The sequence below is a fragment of the Algibacter sp. Ld11 genome, assembly GCF_045066735.1.
Taxonomy (GTDB): domain Bacteria; phylum Bacteroidota; class Bacteroidia; order Flavobacteriales; family Flavobacteriaceae; genus Algibacter.
Window position 1 is genome coordinate 654,633 of record NZ_JBISHH010000026.1, and the last position, 15,607, is coordinate 670,239.

The following is a 15,607-nucleotide window of genomic DNA, read 5'->3' on the forward strand; positions in this document are numbered from 1 at the left end:
CAGGAATTAATTTTGGGTATTTATTATTTGATTTACTGTTTCGTTGAATGACTTGGATAAGCGTTTAATCAAAATCGCATTTCTTCCCATAAAGGCAAATCAATAATCAATTTCAAATTACGTAGTCTTACTTAAAAATTCTTATTTTTGTGCTTATAAATATTGTATATGGATATTATTAATGTTGTATTGGCAGACGATCATGTTTTGGTTCGTGATGGAATAAAGGCGCTTTTAGAAGATCAGTCTGGTGTTGTTGTAATAGATGAAGCTTCAAATGGAAAAGAAGCCTTAGAGGTCATTAAAATTAATAAACCGCATGTGTTAATTATAGATATTCGTATGCCAGAAATGAATGGTATTGATGCTGTTAGAGAGGTTAATAGGTTATATGCCGATGTCCGTACACTTGTTCTATCTATGCATGATTCCGAAGAATATGTGTTGCAAGCTATTCAGGCCGGAGCAGATGGTTATTTACTAAAAGGGGCTAGTAAAGAAGAATTTTTAAAGGCTCTAAATAAAGTAGCTTCTGGTGGAAAATATTTTACAGGAGATGTATCGGCTATTATCATGAACAACTTTGTTAATGGTAATACAAGTACTGCCGTAGCACCAAAAGTAAAATCAATAGAAGACCCGTTTAAGCTTACAAAAAGAGAAAAGCAAATACTTAATTTGGTACTTCAACTTAAAAATAATAAAGACATTGCAGACGAGCTAAATATTAGTAAGCGTACGGCTGAGGTACATCGCTTTAACCTAATGAAAAAACTAGAAGTTAAAAATTTAATGGAGTTATCGAATAAAGCAAAGGAGTTCGGATTGGAATAAAAATAATAACTTATTTTTCTTCTTGTAAATATTAGAGTTACACTATTTTTCGCGAATAGTTTAGCTCTTTTTTTTGTTTTTAATTTATATTAATTGACTCTTTTTTTTATGTGTAAAGATTTAATTTATATGTAATTAGGAGGTTTTTTAGTTTTGTTCATTATCATAATATAAGTTTCTTGTTAAATTTTAATATCATTTTATCAGATCCTTAAAAAGATTATTCTATAATTGACAATCTAGCATAAATTTGTAAATACGTATATTTTTTACGTATAAATTAAGTAATTATACTTAGTTTTGTAAGTATAAAATTTAAATTATGGCAAATTTAGCACAAGCAAAGTCAACAACACTTCGATTATTAGATTTTAAAAGCGTTTCCACACGTACTTTTTGGATTACATCAATATCCTTTTTTATGTGTTTCTTCGCATGGTTTGGTATTGTTCCATTTATGCCCGATGTGGTAAAAGATTTAGGTTTAACGCCAGATCAAAAATGGAATTCAATTATTCTAGCAGTTTCAGGAACCGTTTTTGCCCGTTTATTAATAGGGAAATTATGTGATAAGTATGGACCAAGACTTTGTTATACATGGTTGTTAATGGTAGGTGCTATACCTGTAATACTATGTGGGTTGGTGCAAACACCAACTCAGTTTTTAGTATGTAGACTGTTTATTGGTTTTATTGGAGCGTCATTTGTAATTACACAAGTACATACATCTTTAATGTATGCGCCTAACATTGTAGGAACGGCTAATGCTACTTCTGCCGGATGGGGTAACCTTGGTGGTGGAGCTAATCGTTTAGGTATGCCTTTAATAGCAGCTGCAGTGGTTAGTTTTGGTGTAGCCGATGCTGATGCTTGGAGATATTCTATGATAATTGCTGGTATAGTTTGCTTTTGTATGGGTATTATATACTTTTTCTTTACTAAAGATACTCTTAACGGAAACTTTAAAGATTTAAGAGCTTCAGGAGAAATGGTTTCTACTAAAAAAGATCAAATTGGCTTTTTAGAAGTATTGAAAGATTATCGTGTTTGGATTTTATTTGTTGTTTATGCGGCTAGTTTTGGAATTGAGCTAACGGTTTATGGAACTATGGACGATTATCTTCAAAATACATTTCAGTTAGAACGTGTTACGGCCGGAAATATAGTTTTGTCATTTGCTTTAATGAACATTTTTGCAAGAACATTAGGAGGCTTCTTTGGAGATAAGTTCGGTAAATTAAAAGGCTTACGTGGCCGTGTTCTATTCTTAGCTTTTATATTAAGTATTCAAGGGTTAATGTTAATAACATTCTCTACAACAACTAGTATTATAGTAGGTGTTATATTTTTAATTTCGTTTAGTTTATCTGTTCAAATGGCGGAAGGAGCAACTTTTTCTGTAGTACCATTTATAAATAAAAAGGCCATTGGTTCTGTTTCCGGTATTGTTGGAGCAGGAGGTAATGTAGGCGCTTTTTTAGCAGCAATGCTTTTAAAGTCGCAATCGGCAGTAGCCGAAAAAGCAGCCATAGTCGCTAATCAAGGCTTAGGCGAAGAGGCTATAAAGGCCGCTCAATCAGCAGCATCAGCTACCGCAGTATCTAGTGGCTATTTCATAATTGGTGTCACTGTGGTTTTAACTGCGGTAGTTTCTTTAACGATACGTTTTTCAACGGAAGATGAAAAGGTAGCGAAGGAAGAATCTATAGTAGAACCAGAAAACTTAATTCTAGTGAAGTAAAAAGCTAGTTTTATTGTGGTATTTTTAATAAAATATAAAATTAAAAGTGTCTTTTTTAAAGTATTCAGAATAATGAATAGCACATTTGTTTTCTGGAGTTTATTAGTGTTACTTAGTGTAAAATGCGAATCTAAATGATTAAAAACGAAGTAAAAACAACGTGTTCATATTGTGGTGTAGGCTGCGGAATTATTGTTAAAAAAGATAGCAATGGTAAAGTGCTAGTAGAGGGTGATAAAGATCATCCGGTTAACAAAGGGATGTTATGTTCAAAAGGCATGAACTTGCACTATGTTGCTAATGATGTTTCCGATAGAATTCTTTATCCAGAAATGCGTTGGAGTCGTTCGCATCCAAGAGAACGCGTTACTTGGGACGAAGGTTTAGATCGTGCAGCTAGTGTTTTTAAATCTATTATAAAAAAACATGGCCCTGATAGTGTTGCATTTTACGTTTCGGGACAAAGTTTAACTGAAGAATATTATATAGCGAACAAACTAGCTAAAGGGTTTATAGGTACAAATAATATTGATACCAACTCGAGGTTATGTATGAGTTCGGCAGTAGTTGGGTACAAAAAGACATTTGGAGAAGATAGTGTACCAGTATCTTATGAAGATATTGAATTGGCCGATTGTTTTCTTATTACAGGGGCTAACCCAGCTTGGTGTCACCCTATTTTATTTAGACGTATTGAAATGCGTAAAGAAGCGAATCCAGAGGTTAAAATTATAGTTATTGATCCTCGAAAAACAGATTCTGCTAATTTTGCCGATTTACATTTACAATTACTTCCAGGAACCGATGTTATTCTTTACAATGCCATTGGAAGATGCTTGTATAAACGCGGTTTAATAGACGAAAAATTTATAAAAGAACATACTCAAGGTTTTCAAGAGTATAAAGAATTAATATTTAAAACTTCATTAAAGCAAGCTTCAAGACTTTGTGGTGTTGAAGAAAAGGATATTCGAAAAGCAGCCGATATTATTGGTGTTTCAAAAGGGTTTATAAGTATGTGGGCCATGGGACTTAACCAAAGTGTTGTGGGGACCGATAAAAATGTATCACTGCTTAATTTATCTTTAATTACAGGACAGGTTGGAAAACCAGGTTCTGGACCTTTCTCTTTAACCGGTCAGCCCAACGCTATGGGTGGGCGAGAAGTTGGAGGCATGGCAAATTTACTTGCTGTGCATAAAGATTTAAGTAATGAAGAGCATAGACGAGAAGTGGCTCAGTTTTGGGGAGTCGATCAAATCTCACCTAAACCTGGCTTAACAGCTACAGAGCTATTTGATGCTTTAGATAGCGGAAAATTAAAAGCTGTTTGGATTGCTTGTACCAACCCTTTAGTGAGTATGCCGAACACCCACAAAATTGAAAGTGCCATGAAAAAGGCGAAGTTTGTAGTGGTTCAAGAAATTTCTCATAAATCTGATACTGTAGAATATGCCGATTTAGTATTACCAGCCGCAGGTTGGTTAGAAAAAGAAGGAACGATGACGAATTCGGAACGTCGTATTTCGTACTTACCAAAAGAAATTGATGCTCCTGGAGAAGCACGACCAGATGTGGAAATATTTTGCGATTTTGCACAACGTATGGGCTTCCGTGGTTTTAATTTTAATAATACTTCGGAAATTTACGATGAATATGCGTCAATGACCAAAGGAACAAACATTGATGTTTCTTACTTAAACTACGACAGGTTAAAGAACGAAGGCACCTTTCAATGGCCTGTACCAGAATATAGACATAAAGGAACACCACGTTTATTTGAGGATAAAAAGTTTTACACTCCTTCCCAAAAAGCGATATTCAATTTACCATCAACTATCGAGAACACTTCGGTTCAGCCTAATGGAGAGTATCCATTAATTTTAACAACGGGCCGAGTTCGAGATCAATGGCATACCATGACAAAAACAGGAAAGGTTTCTCGTTTAAAAACGCATTACCCAACACCTGTTTTAGAAATTAATCCTGTAGATGCATTTTTGAACAAAATTAAAAATGGAGATATTTCGGAAATTAAGAGTGCAAATGGTGTTGTTCGTGTGAGAGCGAAAGTAACCGATACTATTAAAAAAGGAGTAGTGTTCTTACCGATGCATTGGGGTAAGCAGCTTCAAAGTAATTTAAACCGTGCCAACAACTTAACAAATACACACGTAGATCCTGTTTCTAAAGAGCCAGATTTTAAATTTACTTGTGTAGCGGTTTCAAAGTATAAAAAGCAGGTTGATAAAATAATTATTGTGGGTGCTGGTGCAGCAGCTTTTAGGTTTGTTCAAAATTATAGAGAATCTAATGAGGTCGACGAAATTCATGTATTTTCTAAAGAACCAAATTTATTTTATAATCGCGTACTATTACCAGAATATATTACAGAGGAGTTAAGTTGGGATGCTTTGCTTAAAATAAAGCAACTAGAGTTAAAAAAGCTTAAAATTACGGTTCATCCAGAAACCTCAATTTCAAATATAGATTCAAAGCATAATGTTGTTACCGATAGTAATGGTATTGAGCATAGTTATACCAAACTTATTTTGGCAACAGGAAGCCGGGCATTTATACCAAGCGGTGTTCAAATAGATTTACCAGGTAGGTTTACCATGAGAAACAAGAGCGACGCAGATAGCTTTAAGGCTTATTTAGAAGCAACAGGTTTACCTCCAGAAGAACAGCATGTTGTTATTGTTGGTGGTGGTTTATTAGGTTTAGAGTTGGCAGCAGCCATGAAGCATAAAAACGTAAAAATTACTATTATACAAAGAGCATCGCGTTTAATGGAGCGTCAATTAGATAAGGTGTCGAGTAAACTTTTAGCATTAGATGTTCAAGAACGTGGTATTCAAATTTATTTTGATAATGAGGTAAGCACCGTTTTTGATGATGAGGATACCGGTGATATAAACATTACACTTAAAAGTGGAAAGTTTTTAACAGCAAATGCTATTGTATATGCCATTGGTACAAGACCAAATATAGAAATAGCCAAAGAGAACGGTATACTATGTGGCCGTGGTGTAAAGGTTAATCAACATTTACAATCATCTGTTCCAAATATTTTTGCCATAGGCGAAATTGCAGAATTCAATAACCAATTGTTTGGTATCACCTCTGCTGCAGAAGAGCAAGCAAATATTTTGGCTAACTTTATAGCGGGAGATATTAGTGTGTCTTACAGCGGCTCTGTTTTAATGAATATTTTAAAATTTAACGATTTAAATCTTTGTAGTATAGGTGAAATAAATATTCCCGAAAACGATTTAAGCTACGAGGAAATTATATTTACCGATATCTCTAAGCGCTATTATAAAAAATGTATTGTAAAAGATGATTTACTAGTTGGTGCCGTTTTAATGGGGGATAAAAATGAATTCGCCGAATTTAAAACCATGATCGAAAGTAAAATTGAAATGGCTGATAAGCGAAACTCTCTACTCCGTGGCGCTTCAAACGATGTGCCGGTTATAGGTAAGCTAGTTTGTTCATGCAGCCAAGTAGGCGAGGGTAACATTGTAGAAGCCATAGAAAAAGGCTGTAACGATTTTACGGAGCTTTGCAATAAAACAGGAGCAGGTTTAGGTTGTGGAAGTTGTAAAACAGAGGTTAAAGAAATATTGAATAACACCAAAGTATTAGCGTAATTATGGAACCATATAGACTGAGAATAAACGGAGGTGTTTTGTCACCAGGTGAATTAAAATATATTTGCGAAGCCGCAGAAGGTTTAGGTTTAGATGCTATTTCTTTTGGGTCTAGACAAGATATTATTTTTCCAGAAGAGATAGATAAAGATAAGTTTTCGCAATTCGATAAAATCCAGTTCATCCAGCCTAAACTTGATGGTATAGAAAATATTGTATCATCTTATGTGTCTGCCGATATTTTACCAAGCACATCATGGCTTACCAGCGATCGTTACTTATATATACTAGAGCAATTTAAACACGATTTAAAATTACGAATAAACATTATAGATCCAAAGCAACGTTTAGTGCCTTTATTTACAGGTCATGTTAACTTTATTGCTTCGGAAAGTGAAGATTATTGGTATCTGTACGTGCGCTTGCCTGAGTGGAAAAAAACTGAAATGTACCCAGCTTTAATTTACAGTTGGGATATGGATAAGGTAGAGCTTGCCATTGAGCAAGTGTTGCAAGAAGAGCCAGAAACCATCGAAACTTTATTCGATTTGGTAAACGATGCCGTAGAAACAAATAACCGCACTGTAGATAAACCTTTGGAAGTTCCTTTTTATCCATTTCCATATTACGAAGGGATGAATCGTTTTGGCGATAAATACTGGTTAGGTCTCTATTGGAGAAATAACCGTTACGATTTAAATTTTTTAAAAAAACTATGCGATTTATGTGCCGAATGTAAAATAGGTAAAATATGTATAACACCATGGAAATCTTTTATAGTAAAAGGAGTTCCGGTAGAGTCTAAATTAAAATGGGAAAAATTTCTTGGTAGTTACGGTATTAATGTCCGCCATTCTATGTTAGAGCTTAATTGGCATTTACCAGTAAATGATATTGATGCATTAAGCTTAAAAAAATATTTAGTAACAAACTTCGATCAAAACGATATAAGTACTTATGGATTAACATTCGGTATTTCTAATTTCGAAAGCAAAGCCTATCACTTTACCTCTGTAGTAATAGAAAAAAACAAAAAGCCAGAACTCTTAGGCGATTTTATTATTCGAGACACCTACAATTTACTATATGCTAAAAACTTCGACCCTAACACAGGAGAGTACATTATGCATGTACAAGATGTAGATAAGGTAGAATTACCAGGGCTATTAATGGAGTTAAGTAAACTTTATTTCGAGCAATTAGGTACCCAACGGGATGAGGTTAAAGCGGTAGAAACCAAAAAAGAAATCAAGGAAGAAAATGTTTATCAATGTCAAGATTGTTTAACCATTTATAACGAGGTTTTTGGTGATATCACTCAAGATATAGAGCCTAATACAGCCTTTGAAGATCTCGACGAAACTTACGAATGTTCCCTTTGTGAAGCACCAAAAAGTAATTTTGAGAAAAAAGTTTTAGTGAAATAGTAATTTTTAGAAGCTATTTCCTGCTATCCGCTGTATCTTTTTTGTGCATAACACGGTAATTCAATATCATTTTTAAAATGTTTTTCTAACCAAACTTAGGTTTATTCTATAAACTTAAAAAAGGATGCCGCTGCTATCAGGGCTAAATTATCCGTTATGGCCATTTTTCAAACGAAACTCTTAGAAAACATCTAAATAAGTTCAAAATCTCTATTTTTTAAAAAAGATTAACTAATAGATAAGCCTTACAGCAATCAATCTTTTAGTTTAAAAAACCTACAGTGTTTTCAGGGCTTATCCAACATTTGGTTGCGGTTCACCTAATATCGATAATTTCCCTAAAACCGTTCATCGACACTAAATCGTTATTCGGCGCCAATAAAATCCAGTTAGACGAATTAGAATTTTAAATCTTATGTTTAGAATTACTTTTACATAAAATTCAAGTAAAAATAAACAATGCCAATGAAAACTCTCAACATATTACTTATAGAAGACGACATGATTGAAGTGATGAAGTTTCAAAGAACAATCGCTTCTCTTAAACTCGATCATAAAATTATTGAAGCTAACAATGGAGAAGAAGCTTTAAAAAAATTAGAGAAAAAAGACGAATTACCTGACATTATTTTGTTAGATTTGAATATGCCCAAAATTAATGGCATCGAGTTTTTAAACATACTAAAGTCAGATGATGTATTAAAATATATACCTACTATTATTTTAACAACTTCTCAAAATCAAAAAGATTTATTAGAATGTTATAAAATTGGTATTGCAGGTTATGTTTTAAAACCTTTGAAGTATGAAGACTACGTGTCTAAAATGGAGAAGCTTTTGGCGTATTGGAGTATTAATGAATTAAAACAAGTATAGATGAAAGGTATTGTTTTTACTGAATTTTTAGATTTAGTTGAAGATAAATTCGGACTAGAAATGGTCGATAGAATAATAATGGCTTCAACATTAAAGTCCGAAGGTATATATACAGCCGTAGGAACTTATAGTTTTTCAGAAATGTTGCAATTATTACAACATTTAAGTGAAAACACAGGCATATCAATAGATAACTTGCTTTTAGTCTATGCCGAACACTTTTTTAGTGTTATAGAAAAAAGTTACCCAGGGCTTTTAGCAACTTATAAAGACCCTATTGAAATGATTTCTTCTATAGAAAATCACATACATGTTGAGGTTAGAAAAATTTATCCAGACGCCGAACTTCCAACCTTTGAGGTGCAGGATAAAACCGAAAATTCTTTGGTGCTTATTTATAAATCAAGTCGTGCCATGCATCATTTTGGTTTAGGATTAATGAATAAAACATTTGCACATTTTAATTCTACGGCTAAAATTGATTTAGAAAAAATTAAAGAAGACGGAACTGAAGTTAGATTTGTTATTCATAAAAATTAATGAGTCAAGATCAAACAGAAATACTACAACGCGCTCTCAAAAGAGAAAAAGCAGCAAGAAAAGCTGCTGAATCCATACTTGAAGAAAAATCGAGAGAGCTGTTTTTTACCACCCAAAGATTAGAAATTTTATTAGACGAAAAATCCTCCCAACTTCAAGGTGTTTTTGAAAACATTATTGATGCCTATGTTGTTATGGATATAGGTGGTAATGTTATAAAATTTAACGAAGCTGCAACCAAATTATTTGGTTACGATATAGAAAAAGAAAAAGTAAATGTTACCAACCTAGTCTATAAAGAAGATTATGAGTATGCCATAAATTCCTTTATGGAATTAACATCTAAAGGTTTTTTTAAGGATTACGAGGCGCGAGTATATACCAAATCTAAAGAAGTTAAGTGGGTGCATATTAATGCTAGTATTATCTTTGATAAAGATAAAAAGCCAGTTGCAGCTCAAGGTATTGTTAGAGATATTAGCGATCAAAAAAGATCTGCAGAAAAATTAATAGAATCAGAAAATCGATTAGCGACTCTAGTTTTAAATTTAGATAGCGGTATTATTCTCGAAGATGAGAATAGAAAAATAGTACTCACAAATAATAAATTTTGTGAGCTTTTTGGTATAGATGCAAATCCTAAAGATTTGTTAGGTATGGATTGTACTGCCGCATCGGAACAAAACAAGGTGCTCTTTAAAAATCCGGAAGGATTTATAAAACGCATGCGTGAAATTGATGCGAATAAAAAAACAGTAATTGGAGATGAGTTAGAAATGCTCGATGGAAAAATACTGGAACGTAATTATATGCCAATAATTACAGATAATATCTATAAAGGATATTTATGGACCTTTACCGATGTAACCTTAAAACGTACGTATCGAAAAAGCTTAGAAGCTCAAAAGCAAAAATATTATAATATTATTGCGAATATGAATCTGGGCATGGTTGAGGTTGATATTAATGAGAAAATTTTAATGGTAAATCAGAGTTTTGAAAAAATGTCTGGTTATACTCAAGAAGAAGTTTTAGGACAAAATGCAAGAGAATTGTTGTCTTCTAGTAAAGAAGAAGGTAAAGCTATTATAGAAGAAAATATAAAGCGCCGAAGAGGGGAGTCTACTTCTTACGAGTTTAAAGCCCTTTGTAAGGGTGGTAAAACTAGGCATTGGTTAATTAGTGGTGCTCCTAATTATAATTTGGATGGTGAAATAGTTGGTTCTATTGGTATACATTTAGATATTACGGAACTTAAGAACTTAGAACTCCAAAAAGAAAAACTTCTTGAAAAACTAGAAAAAAGTAATGATGAGTTACAAGAATACGCACACATAGTCTCTCACGATTTAAAATCACCTTTGCGTAGTATCGATGCTTTAGTAAGTTGGTTAAAAGAAGATAATAAAGATAAGTTGGATGACATGAGTATGCAAAATTTTGCGCTTATTGAAACTACCTTAGAGAAAATGGAACAATTAATAACCGATGTTTTAAACTACTCTAGTGTAGGCTCGGATATTGCGGAAAAAACAGATGTCGATTTGGACGATTTGTTAAACGGTCTCGTTACTATATTATACGTTCCTGAGCATATTAAAATAAAAATGCTTAAACCTTTACCTACCGTTAAAGGAGATAAAACCAAGCTACAACAACTTTTTCAAAATTTAATAAGTAACTCAGTTAAATTTATAGATAAAGAAGAAGGTAGTATAACCGTAGATTTTGATGATTTAAAAAGCCATTATAAATTTTCAATAAAAGATAATGGTATTGGTATTGATAAAAAATATCATGATAAAATTTTTAAAATATTTCATTCATTAAAGAAAAGTAAAGATTCGTCTGGCATAGGACTATCGATTGTTAAAAAAATTGTCGATTTACATGAAGGTGAAATCTGGTTAGATAGTGAACCTAATATAGGAACCACTTTTTATTTTACATTAAAAAAATAGCCATGAAAGCAGTACAATTAGTAAAGCATAAAAATAAAGATTGGGAATACGTAATCGAAAATCAAGATCTTAAAGAACCTCTAGTTCTTGTTTTTGGAAATAGATATCTATTAGAAAACGGTTCTATTTACGAAGAGCTTAGAGATAAATTTCCCGATGGTCATATTATATTTGCGTCATCTTGTGCAGAAATTTCATCAAATACTGTAAACGATGATAGTATTACGGTTACGGCTATAGAATTTGAAAAAAGTAAATTTGTTATTAAAACAAGCAACGTTTTAAATACAGATTTAGATAGTTATAAAACAGGAAACGAATTAATTAAACAATTACCACAGGAAGGCTTAAAATATGTTTTTGTAGTCTCGGAAGGTAGTTTTATTAACGGTAGCCAACTTACTCAAGGTATGAGTGCTTCTACAGAAGATAATTTAGTTATTACAGGAGGTTTATGTGGAGATGATGCTCGTTTTGAAAAAACGCTAGCATCTTATAACGAAAACCCAAAAGAAGGCGAATTGGTGGCTGTAGGCTTTTATGGAGAAACATTAGAGATATCTTTTTCAATTCATGGAGGATGGACACCTTTTGGGCCAGAGCGTATAGTAACCAAATCAGAGGGGAATATTCTTTATGAGCTCGATGGTTTACCAGCTCTAGATTTATATAAAAATTATCTAGGAGAAAAAGCTAAGGATTTACCAGGTGCTGCGCTGTTGTACCCATTTAATGTGAAAACAGAAGATGAAACCCAATCTATTGTTCGGTCTATTTTAAATATTGATGAAGAAAAGAATGCCGTAATTTTAGCAGGAGATATAAAAGAAAAAGCTAAAGTACAACTTATGATGACTAATGTCGATCATATTGCAAATGCATCAGAACGTGCTGCTAGACAGGCTTTAGAACATAGGGCAAATAAGCCAGAACTAGCTATACTAGTTAGTTGCATTGGTAGAAAATTAGTTCTCGACCAACGTGTAGAGGAGGAGATAGAAGAAGTTATTGAAGTTATAGGGAAAGATGCTGTTATCAGTGGTTTTTATTCTTATGGCGAAATAGCGCCTTTTCACGGTGAAGTTGCATGTCAATTACACAACCAAACCATGACCATAACGCTTATAAGCGAATAGATAATGAATTCATTACTAAAAAGACAAATACGTAAATTTTTAAGTGAAGAATTAAAAAACAATAATGATTTAGCTGAATTTCTTAATGCAGTAGATCTTTCCTATAATAATTTTGACGAACAATCTAGCATGATTCAAAGAGCCATGTCTATTAGTTCTGATGAATTGTATTCGGCTAACCGAAAATTGCAAAAAGAAGCAAACGAGCAGAAAGAAGTTATTGAAAAACTGAAAAATGTTATCGATACCTTAAAATTCTACAACTTAAATGAAGATGAAAAACCGGAAAATGTTGAGTTAACAGGTTCTAAGTTGGTAGATTTTATCGATAATCAAACTAAGGAGATTATCGAAATGAATAAGCAAAAGCAATCACTCTTGAATGAGTTAGCCCATCAAAATCAAGAACTTAGTGATTATGCCCATATGGTATCTCACGATTTAAAATCACCTTTACGTAGCATAGATACCTTAACGAGTTGGTTAAAGGAAGATTATAATGAATCGGTTGATGATAATGGTAAAAAAACATTGGATCTCATCAGATCCAATGTAGAAAAAATGGATACTTTAATTACAGGTATTTTAGAATACTCCACCATCGGTAAAAACCAAATGGAGATTTATGATGTTGATGTAGATAAGCTTATAGACGATATCATAAAAACAATTCAAATCCCGGAAAACATCAATATTACCAAATTTAACTTACCCGTTGTTAAAGGAGATAAATATAGGTTACAGCAATTGTTTCAAAATATAATAGGCAACGCTATTAAATACAATGACAAGGACCAAGGGATTATAGAAGTGGGGTCGGAAGACCTAGGCACGCATTGGAAGTTTCATATAAAGGATAATGGAAAAGGTATTGAAGAAACATATTTTAATAAAATTTTTAAAACCTTCATTAAATTAGAAAATAATCCGGAATCTACAGGAATCGGATTATCTATTGTTAAAAAAATAGTAGAACTATATGGTGGTAAAATATGGTTAGAATCTCAAGTTGATATTGGAACCACGTTTTACTTCACATTAAAAAAAGAACCACATGGAAAAACCCAATCAAACCTACATTAATAGTTTGTCTGGAGGAGACGAAGCCTTCAAGCAAAAACTCATAGATATTATTAAAAAAGAGTTTCCAGAAGAGAAACAAGTGTACTTTGACAACTATAAAGCTAAAAATTTTAAATTAGCAGCAGATAATGTACATAAACTTAAACATAAAATTAGTATTTTAGGCCTTGAAAAGAGTTATGATGTTGCCGTAGATTATGAGACTAATTTATTAGAAGGGTCAACCGACCTAAAAGATGAATTTGAAGAAATCTTAAGCGCCATAACTAAATATCTTGAAGACATTTAAATATTATTTATGAATTGTATTGTTATTGATGACGAAGCCACAGCTAGACTGATTATTTCTCAACTATGCTCAAATGTGCCGAGTCTCGATGTATTAGAAGATTTTCCTAATGCCATGCAAGCCATAAAATACTTAAACCAAAACGAAGTAGATTTAATTTTCTTGGACATACACATGCCAGATTTTACTGGGTTCGATTTTATTGATACTCTAAAAAATCCTCCAAAAATAATTTTAACAACCTCCGATCCTAAATTTGCAATTCAAGCTTTTGAGTATGAGTGTATTGTAGATTATTTAGTAAAGCCTATATCTCAAGAACGTTTTGATAAGGCGATTGTTAAAGCTGAAACAAAACAATCTATACCTTCTAAAACTGCTGCTAACACAGATAAAGCAGAAACTACCTCGGGTAACCATTTGTACATAAATATTGATAGGCGTTTAATAAAAATAGATATTCCAAGTATTTATTTAGTTGAAGCTAAAGGAGATTATATTCAAGTAAAAACCGAAGATAAAAATTACACAGTACATTCTACCTTAAAGAAAATTGAAGACAAATTACCTGACGATTTGTTTTTAAAAGTGCATAGATCTTACATCATAAATGTTAAAAAAATTATTGATATAGAAGACAATAGTGTGCTTATTAAAAAAGATGTTATCCCTGTAAGTCGCTCTAATAGACCCGAACTTATGAAACGTTTGAATTTACTTTAATTTGGTTTTTTGGTAATTTTAGAAGTATTTATTTTTGTGTCTTTATCATTGAAAAACTTATAAAATGAAGCAGTATTTTAAAAATAATTCAATCCAAATTTATAGAATATTAATAGGAATTGTGTTGATTGGAAAAATATCTAATTGGTTTCTAAATTACAGCGACGAAACTAATAAGTTACTTAATACATTAATGTTCTGTTTAATAGGGATAGCTTACCTCACTTTTTCGTGGGCGTTAGATAAAGCTATTCTAAAACTAATATTTGTTATTTGCGGACTGTATTTAATAGTGATGAATTTTATACCAGACTTTGGTTGGAATTCACGAATTGGAATTACCTGTATTTTGACGGCACTTGTAATTGGTAAATTTTTACCAGAGGAAGATGTTGAAGAAGGAATTGTAATATAGTAAAACTAGTTCCATAACCATTTTAAAATAAATATTACCGCGGATATATAATTGTTTATATCGCAAAAGTGATATCTAGTGAGTTTTTTATTCTTCTTAATTGTTTTTATAAATATCAGATACTGATCATTAAAACATCGTTATTTCTTTAAATTCCTCAACCAATCCCTACTTCGTTCAATAATTGAATTTATTTTAACTTTCTTGTTTTTAGAGTGTTAAGTGTTTCTTGATTTGTTGTTTTCTTCAATAAAACGAAATAAAAAAGTGTATTACAGCGGTTTTATTCGCTTATTATCGTTGAAATGTAGTTAAAAGCATTCATCCTATAAATTTTACCATTCGTCTATACTTCAAATTCAGTTAAGCGAAAATTGTAAAACTCAACTGTCTTTCCTTATAATTTTGTCATCAAATTAATCCAATCACGATGAAGAAATTATTACTTATAACCGCAGTTTTATTATCAACTTTTTTAACGTCTTGTTCTGTAGAAGAAGATATTAACACACCAGAAGAATATAATTCAGAAACCACTAATGTAGAGTATACTCAATTGGATTATGATGTAGTTGAGTTAATTAATGAGCACAGAATTTCTAAAGGGTTAACAGAACTTAATATTTTAAATAAAGCTTCTCAACAAGCAAGTTCTCATAATGTGTACATGGTAAAGAAAGGAACACCAAGTCACGATTTTTTTTATGTACGTTCTGAGAATCTTAAAAAGGAAGCAAAAGCTATAGCCGTTTCCGAAAATGTGGGCTATGGTTTTAGCACGGCAAAAACTTTAGTTAAGGCTTGGTTAAAAAGTGACGAGCATAGAAAAAACCTAGAAAATCCAAATTTTACCGATATGGGAATTTCATCAAAACAAGATGAAAATGGAAGAAGTTATTTTACTAATATTTTTGTAAAAAGATAAT

At 32.2% G+C, this 15,607-nt stretch carries 13 protein-coding genes; all 13 read left to right on the plus strand.

All coding sequences use genetic code 11. The annotated features are described in order from the left end of the window. Positions 1–168: 168 nt before the first annotated feature. The 13 genes from ACJJV4_RS19230 to ACJJV4_RS19290 all read left to right on the plus strand — a co-directional run bounded on the left by ACJJV4_RS19230 (position 169) and on the right by ACJJV4_RS19290 (position 15,606). On the plus strand, positions 169–834 hold the full coding sequence (locus ACJJV4_RS19230; RefSeq protein WP_405297019.1) for a response regulator: 666 nt from the start codon (positions 169–171) through the stop codon (positions 832–834). 322 nt (positions 835–1,156) lie between these two features. Then, complete coding sequence (locus ACJJV4_RS19235; RefSeq protein ID WP_405297020.1) at positions 1,157–2,575, plus strand: MFS transporter; 1,419 nt, start codon at positions 1,157–1,159, stop codon at positions 2,573–2,575. Between the two features lie 134 nt (positions 2,576–2,709). Next, a complete protein-coding gene (locus ACJJV4_RS19240) occupies positions 2,710–6,231 on the plus strand; it encodes a molybdopterin-dependent oxidoreductase (RefSeq protein ID WP_405297021.1) in 3,522 nt (1,173 codons plus the stop codon). A gap of 2 nt (positions 6,232–6,233) precedes the next feature. Then, complete coding sequence (locus ACJJV4_RS19245) at positions 6,234–7,658, plus strand: rubredoxin (RefSeq protein ID WP_405297022.1); 1,425 nt, start codon at positions 6,234–6,236, stop codon at positions 7,656–7,658. Between the two features lie 465 nt (positions 7,659–8,123). Then, positions 8,124–8,534, plus strand: coding sequence for a response regulator (locus ACJJV4_RS19250; protein WP_405297023.1), 411 nt, complete (start codon positions 8,124–8,126; stop codon positions 8,532–8,534). Then, positions 8,535–9,074 carry a heme NO-binding domain-containing protein gene (locus ACJJV4_RS19255; protein WP_405297024.1) on the plus strand — a complete coding sequence of 180 codons (540 nt, stop codon included), beginning with the start codon at positions 8,535–8,537 and terminating at the stop codon, positions 9,072–9,074. Next, on the plus strand, positions 9,074–11,035 hold the full coding sequence (locus ACJJV4_RS19260; protein WP_405297025.1) for a PAS domain S-box protein: 1,962 nt from the start codon (positions 9,074–9,076) through the stop codon (positions 11,033–11,035). The genes ACJJV4_RS19255 and ACJJV4_RS19260 overlap by 1 nt, the downstream gene beginning before the upstream one ends. A 2-nt stretch (positions 11,036–11,037) precedes the next feature. After that, the gene (locus ACJJV4_RS19265) at positions 11,038–12,171 is read left to right on the plus strand and encodes an FIST signal transduction protein (protein ID WP_405297026.1); all 1,134 of its coding nucleotides are present in this window, start codon (positions 11,038–11,040) and stop codon (positions 12,169–12,171) included. Between the two features lie 3 nt (positions 12,172–12,174). After that, positions 12,175–13,254, plus strand: coding sequence for an ATP-binding protein (locus tag ACJJV4_RS19270; RefSeq protein ID WP_405297027.1), 1,080 nt, complete (start codon positions 12,175–12,177; stop codon positions 13,252–13,254). Next, complete coding sequence (locus tag ACJJV4_RS19275; protein WP_405297028.1) at positions 13,226–13,543, plus strand: Hpt domain-containing protein; 318 nt, start codon at positions 13,226–13,228, stop codon at positions 13,541–13,543. The genes ACJJV4_RS19270 and ACJJV4_RS19275 overlap by 29 nt, the downstream gene beginning before the upstream one ends. A gap of 9 nt (positions 13,544–13,552) precedes the next feature. Beyond that, positions 13,553–14,266: a LytR/AlgR family response regulator transcription factor gene (locus ACJJV4_RS19280; protein ID WP_405297029.1), complete on the plus strand. Its 714-nt coding sequence runs from the start codon at positions 13,553–13,555 to the stop codon at positions 14,264–14,266. 64 nt (positions 14,267–14,330) lie between these two features. Beyond that, positions 14,331–14,681, plus strand: coding sequence for a hypothetical protein (locus tag ACJJV4_RS19285; protein WP_405297030.1), 351 nt, complete (start codon positions 14,331–14,333; stop codon positions 14,679–14,681). 430 nt (positions 14,682–15,111) lie between these two features. Beyond that, positions 15,112–15,606 carry a CAP domain-containing protein gene (locus ACJJV4_RS19290; RefSeq protein ID WP_405297031.1) on the plus strand — a complete coding sequence of 165 codons (495 nt, stop codon included), beginning with the start codon at positions 15,112–15,114 and terminating at the stop codon, positions 15,604–15,606. Position 15,607 lies beyond the last annotated feature (1 nt).